Annotated in this window: 5 protein-coding genes; all 5 read right to left on the bottom strand. The window is 72.8% G+C overall.

Features of this window, described 5'->3' with window-relative positions; translation table 11 throughout:
- On the bottom strand, positions 1-2401 hold a 2401-nt coding region (cobN, locus tag QQK43_RS22575), incomplete at its 3' end, for a cobaltochelatase subunit CobN (protein WP_284309542.1).
- 19 nt (positions 2402-2420) lie between these two features.
- The gene (gene cobW, locus QQK43_RS22570; RefSeq protein ID WP_284309541.1) at positions 2421-3485 is read right to left on the bottom strand and encodes a cobalamin biosynthesis protein CobW; all 1065 of its coding nucleotides are present in this window, start codon (positions 3483-3485) and stop codon (positions 2421-2423) included.
- A 46-nt stretch (positions 3486-3531) separates the two neighbouring features.
- The gene (cobO, locus tag QQK43_RS22565) at positions 3532-4101 is read right to left on the bottom strand and encodes a cob(I)yrinic acid a,c-diamide adenosyltransferase (RefSeq protein ID WP_234264800.1); all 570 of its coding nucleotides are present in this window, start codon (positions 4099-4101) and stop codon (positions 3532-3534) included.
- On the bottom strand, positions 4091-4882 hold the full coding sequence (cobF, locus tag QQK43_RS22560; protein ID WP_284309540.1) for a precorrin-6A synthase (deacetylating): 792 nt from the start codon (positions 4880-4882) through the stop codon (positions 4091-4093). Before cobF ends, cobO begins: the two co-directional genes overlap by 11 nt.
- Positions 4879-5664 (bottom strand): precorrin-4 C(11)-methyltransferase, encoded by a 786-nt coding sequence (gene cobM / locus QQK43_RS22555; protein ID WP_234264802.1) that lies wholly within the window; start codon positions 5662-5664, stop codon positions 4879-4881. The genes cobF and cobM overlap by 4 nt, the downstream gene beginning before the upstream one ends.
- Positions 5665-5777: the final 113 nt, after the last annotated feature.

Raw genomic sequence — 5777 nt, 5'->3', positions numbered from 1 at the left:
CGCTGCGCGGCCAGCGGGCGAGGTCGGGCGCGGCGGCGCCATCGTCCCCGCTCACCCAGCGGTTGGCCAGGCGTTCCAGCCGGTCGCGGGTGTGCCCCGCATGGCGCCAGGCCTCATCACCCAGTGCCGCCAGCTCGGGCGGGCGCGGGCCAGTCCACGGCCGGTTCCAGTCCGGGTCCAGCGGGTCGAAACCATCCAGCCCCAGGTCGGCGGCCAGCGCCTGCAGCAGGCTGGCCTGCCCGGCCCCGCTGCCGCGCGGAAAACGCGCCAGCGCCACCAGGGTGTCGGTGCGCTGCCGGCCTTGCGGCGAGCGGCCGAGGATGTGCAGGCCGTCGCGGATCTGCGATTCCTTGATCTCGCACAGGTAGGCGTCCAGCCGCTCCAGCAGGCGCTGGCGGTCCGGCTCGTCGGCCGGCGCGGCGAAGCCCAGGTCGGTATGCAGGCCGTGGCGCAGCACCTGGTCGAGGATGTCGCCGCGCAGGCGGGTGGCGCGGCGCGGGTCCAGCGACAGGGCTTCGTAGTACTCGTCCATCTGCCGCTCCAGCACCTGCAGCGGGCCGTAGGTTTCGGCCCGCGTGAGCGGCGGCATCAGGTGGTCGATGATCACGGCCTGGGTGCGGCGCTTGGCCTGGCTGCCTTCGCCGGGGTCGTTGACGATGAAGGGGTACAGGTGCGGCAGCGGCCCGAGGATGGCGTCGGGCCAGCAGTCGGCGCCCAGCGCCACGCTCTTGCCCGGCAGCCATTCGAGGTTGCCGTGTTTGCCCACGTGCACCACGGCGTCCACCGCCCAGGCGCGGCGCAGCCAGAAATAGAAGGCCAGGTAGTTGTGCGGCGGTACCAGGTCGGCGTCGTGGTAGCTGGCGACCAGATCCAGGTCGCGCCCGCGCGCCGGCTGGATGCCGATGAACACGTGGCCCAGGCGCAGGCCGGGCACCATGAAGCGGCCGCTGCGCAGCAGGGGGTCGGCCTCGGGCGGGCCCCAGAGGGCGTTGACTTCGGCCTGGCGCTCGGGCGCCAGCGCGGCAAAGTCGGCCAGGTAATCGTTCAGGGCCAGGCTCTGGCCCACAGGCCGGTGGTCGTTGGCGTCGAGGTCGTTGGTGACGCCGGCCACCAGTTGGGCCATCAGCGCGTCGCCGTGCGCCGGCAGCGCACCGGTGCGATAGCCCTGCGCCTGCAGGGCCTGCAGGATGGCCACGGTGGAGGCCGGGGTGTCCAGCCCCACGCCGTTGGCCAGCCGGGCGTCGTCGTTGGGGTAGTTGGCCAGCACCAGGGCCAGGCGCTGTTCGGCCGGCGGGCGCTGGCGCAGCGTGCACCAGCGGCGCGCCAGTTCGGCCACGAAGGCGATGCGTTCGGGCTCGGCCTGGTAGCGCACCACGTCGGCCTGCGCGCGCTCGCAGCGCCAGGCCAGACCCTTGAAGCTGATGGCCCGGGTGCCGATGCGGCCGTCCACCTCGGGCAGCACCACCTGCATGGCCAGGTCGCGCGGCGTCAGGCCGTGCGGGTCGGCGGCCCACTGCTCGCGCAGGCCGCCGGCGGTGATGAGCTGGAGCACCGGCGCGTCGCCGGCCAGGGCCACCGGTGCCGCCTCATCGCCGTCGATGGCGCCGACAGCGAAGCTGGTGGCGTTGAGCACCACGTCGACCCCACGCGCCTGCGCCAGAGCCTGCACGGTGGCCAGGGTGGCGGGGGCCTTGAGCGAGTCGACCGCCAGCGCCAGCGGGTTCAGGCCGCGTTCGTGCAGCGCCACCATCAGGGCGTCGAACACCGCGGTGTTGCCCGACTGCGCGTGCGCCCGGTAGAACAGCAGCAGTGCGACCGGCGCCGGCGCCCGCCAGGCCAGCGGCGGCTGCGGCGCATGCGCCCACACGGCGGGCATGGGCTGCGGCGGCTCCGGCATCGGCCCCCGGCCCCAGACGCGGTGGGCGATCAGGTCAAAGAAGGCGCGCGCGTTGTCGCGCCCGCCTTCGCGCAGGCAGCGCCAGAGCCAGCGCGCGTCGGCGGCGGTGGCCGTGCTGCGCATCAGCAGTTGCGGGTCTTCCTCCTGGTCGCCCGAAAACAGCGCCAGCCACTGGCCGTGGCGCGCCGCCAGCGACACCGCCTGTTCGACCACGTAGGCCCAGTCGGCCGGTGCGCCCAGGTGGTCGATCACCACCACCCGCGCGTGGCGCAGCACGTCGTCGGCGTAGAGGTCCATCGAGGCCGGCTGGCGCAGCCACATCAGGTTGGCCAGCCGCACCGAGGGGAAATCCGCCGGCAGCGCATCGACCGCGTCGGCCAGCAGCGACAGCGTGGTGTCGGCGGCGCTGAGCACGACGATGTCGCCGGGCGTCTGCGCCACGCGCACCACGCCCTGGCCGCCGTCGTCGACGTGGCCGCCCGGCCGGGTGGACAGCAGGTGCATGCGGGGGCGCCTTTCGCGATCAGGCCGCCGCGCCGGCGGGGTTCAGGTCGGCCTGCAGCTCGCGCAGCAGCTGGTCGCGGTCGAGGTGGTCGCCGATGAAGACCAGGCGGCTGGCGCGTGCCTCGCCGGCGCGCCAGGGGCGGTCGAACTGGCTGTCGAAGCGCTGGCCCACGCCCTGCACCACCAGCCGCATGGCCGCGCCGGGCAGCGCCACGAAGCCCTTGACGCGGTAGATCTCGTGGCGGCGCACCAGCGCCACCAGCGCGTCGATCAGGCGCTGGCGGTCGGGCACTTCCAGCGTGAGCGAGAGCGAATCGAATTCGTCGTGGTCGTGGTCTTCTTCCTCGTCGTGGTGCGTCTTGCGCGCATCGATCACGTCCTCCACCGCCCGGCCCATGCCCAGCAGCAAGTCGATGTCCACGCGGCCCTGCTGCGCGTGCACCAGCTTCACGCCGGCGGGCGTTTCGGCGCGCACGGCGGCTTCCACCTGCGCCAGCGTGGCGGCGTCCAGCCCGTCGGTCTTGTGGATCACCACCAGGTCGGCGGTGGCCAACTGGTCTTCGAACAGCTCGGCCAGCGGCGACTCGTGGTCCAGGTTGTCGTCGGCGCGGCGCTGGGCGTCCACCGCCACCGGGTTGTCGGCAAAGGTGCCGGCGGCCACGGCCGGGGCGTCCACCACGGTGACCACCGCGTCCACCGTGAAGGCGGTGCGCAGGCTGGGCCACTGGAAGGCCTGCACCAGCGGCTTGGGCAGTGCCAGGCCCGAGGTTTCGATGACCAGGTGGTCGATCTGGTCGCGCCGCGCGGCCAGCTGTTCCATCACGGGCGCGAACTCTTCCTGCACGGTGCAGCACAGGCAGCCATTGGCCAGCTCGAACAGCTGGCCGTTGTCTGCACCGTCCTCGTCGCAGCCGATGCCACACCCGCGCAGCAGCTCGCCGTCGATGCCGAGTTCGCCGAACTCGTTGACGATGACGGCGATGCGCCGGCCCTGGGCGTTCGTGAGCAGGTGGCGCAGCAAGGTGGTCTTGCCGGCACCGAGGAAGCCGGTGACGACGGTGGCGGGGATTTTCTGGAGGTTCATGGTGTCGGGTTCCGTTGGAGGGGGCGGCCTGCGGGCCGGGTGGTGGTCAGTCCTCGATGCCACGCTGCGCCGGAACCCCGGCGGCAAAGTGGTGCTTGACCAGCGTCATCTCGGTCACGGTGTCGGCCAGCGTGATCAGTTCGGCCGGGGCGTTGCGGCCGGTCAGCACCACCGTCACCTGCGGGGGGCGCTCGCGCAGGCAGGTCAGCACCGCGTCGAGCGGGATCCAGCCGTAGCGCAGCGGGTACATGATTTCGTCGAGCACGACCATGAAGTGTTCGCCCGCGCGGATGGTGGCGTCGGCTTTGGCCCAGCCGGCCAGCGCCAGTTCGGCCGAGTGGTCGAGGTCGCGGCTCTTCCAGCTGAAGCCGTCGCCCAGGCCTTCGATGGGGATGCCCAGCTGTTCGAACAGCCGGTGTTCGCCGAAGCGCGCCGACGGCACCTTCATGAACTGGTAGACCTTGACCTTCTTGCCGCGGCCGTGCGCACGCGCGGCCAGGCCGAAGGCGGCCGTGCTTTTGCCCTTGCCGTTGCCGGTGTGGACCATGACCAGGCCGCGGCGTTCGCCCTGGGGTTTGGGCGTATCGCGCTGCGTCGGCGGTGTTTCAATGTGCATGAGAGGTCTCCTTGTCGGGTGCTCGCCTGAGCAGGTAGGTGTCCATGAGCCAGCCGTGGCGCGCCCGCGCCTGCGCCCGCTCGCGCAGGATGGCGGGGCCGGCTTCGGCCAGCGGGCCGCTGATGCACAGCTGGTGCGGCAGGCCCAGGTAGGCGCCCCACCAGATGTGCAGGCCGGCGGGGTCCAGGGTCTGGAAGGCGCATTGCCCGTCCAGCATCACGGCCACGGTGTCGGCACTGTCGGGCCAGCCGCGCTCGCGCAACTGGCGCCCGGTGGTGATGAGCACCGGGGCGTTGATGTCGTTGAGCGGGATGGCGTGTGCCGCCGTCAGGGCCTGCAGCGCGGTGATGCCCGGCACCACGGTGGTCGTCAGGTCCACACGCGGCGCCAGACGCCGGGCGATGCGCAGGGTGCTGTCGTAGAGCGAGGGGTCGCCCCAGACCAGCAAGGCCACCTCGCCGCCCGCGGGCAGGTGGCGAGCGATGGTGTCGAGCCAGACCTGGGCGATGGCATCGTGCCAGCGGTCCACGGCGCCGAGGTAGTCGGTGTCGGCGCCTTCACGCACCGGCATGTCGAACGGGGCGATGGTCGCCGCGCCCTCGGGCAGCAGTTCGCGGCACAGCGCCAGGCGCAGGTCGGCCAGGTCGGCCTTGTCGGCCTTGTCGGCGCCCTTGCGCGGCACCAGCACCAGCTGGGCGCGCTGCAGCGCCGCCACCCCCTGGCGGGTGATGTGGTCGGGGTGCCCCGCCCCCATGCCGATCAGGCTCAGGTGGATCTTCATTCGGTGCCGGCGGGAAAACGGGGTTGCGCCCCCAGCGGGCGGTAGCGGCGGTCGTAGTCGGCGGCGTAGAGACGGCTGTGGCCGAAGTCGTCGGCGCCCAGGTTGCGCCCGACCAGGATCAGCGCCGTGCGGTCGATGCCTTCGCCCAGGGCGGCCTCGACGGTCGACAGGCTGGCCCGCACCACGCGCTCGTCGGGCCAGCTGGCGCGCCAGACCACGGCCACCGGGCAGTCGGCCCCGCAATGCGGCACCAGCTCGCGCACCACCTGCGGCAGCACATGGATGGACAGGTGGATCGCCAGCGTCGCGCCGGTGCGGGCAAAGTTTGCCAGCGCCTCGCCCTCGGGCATGGGCGAAGCGCGGCCGCTGGTGCGGGTCAGCACCACCGACTGGCTCATGCCCGGCAGCGTCAGCTCACAGCCCAGCGTGGCGGCAGCGGCGGCAAACGACGGCACGCCGGGCGTGACGGTGAAGGGAATGCCGGCTTCGCGCAGCGCCCGCAGCTGCTCGCCCATGGCCGACCACACCGAAAGGTCGCCCGAATGCAGGCGCGCCACGTCCTGCCCCTGCTCGTGGGCGGTGCGGATTTCCTGCACGATCTGCGCCAGCGACAGCGGCGCGGTGTTGACGATGCGCGCTCCCGGCGGGCAGTGGGCCAGCACGCCTTCGGGCACCAGCGAGCCGGCGTACAGGCAGACCGGGCTGGCCGCGATCAGGTCGCGGCCGCGCAGGGTCAACAGGTCGGGGGCGCCCGGTCCGGCGCCGATGAAATGAACGGTCATGGGGTCGAGGTTTCTGTGGGCACAAGGGCGATGGCGGCGGTGGCGCTGCCATCGGCGCTGATGTGGCGGCGCGCCGCCAGCACCGCACCGGGGCCGGCGGCGGCCAGCGCGGC

The sequence above is a fragment of the Hydrogenophaga electricum genome, assembly GCF_030160815.1.
Lineage (GTDB): Bacteria > Pseudomonadota > Gammaproteobacteria > Burkholderiales > Burkholderiaceae_C > Hydrogenophaga > Hydrogenophaga electricum.
The sequence above is the reverse complement of the archived record's forward strand: the minus strand, read 5'-3'. Positions and strand labels throughout refer to the sequence as shown.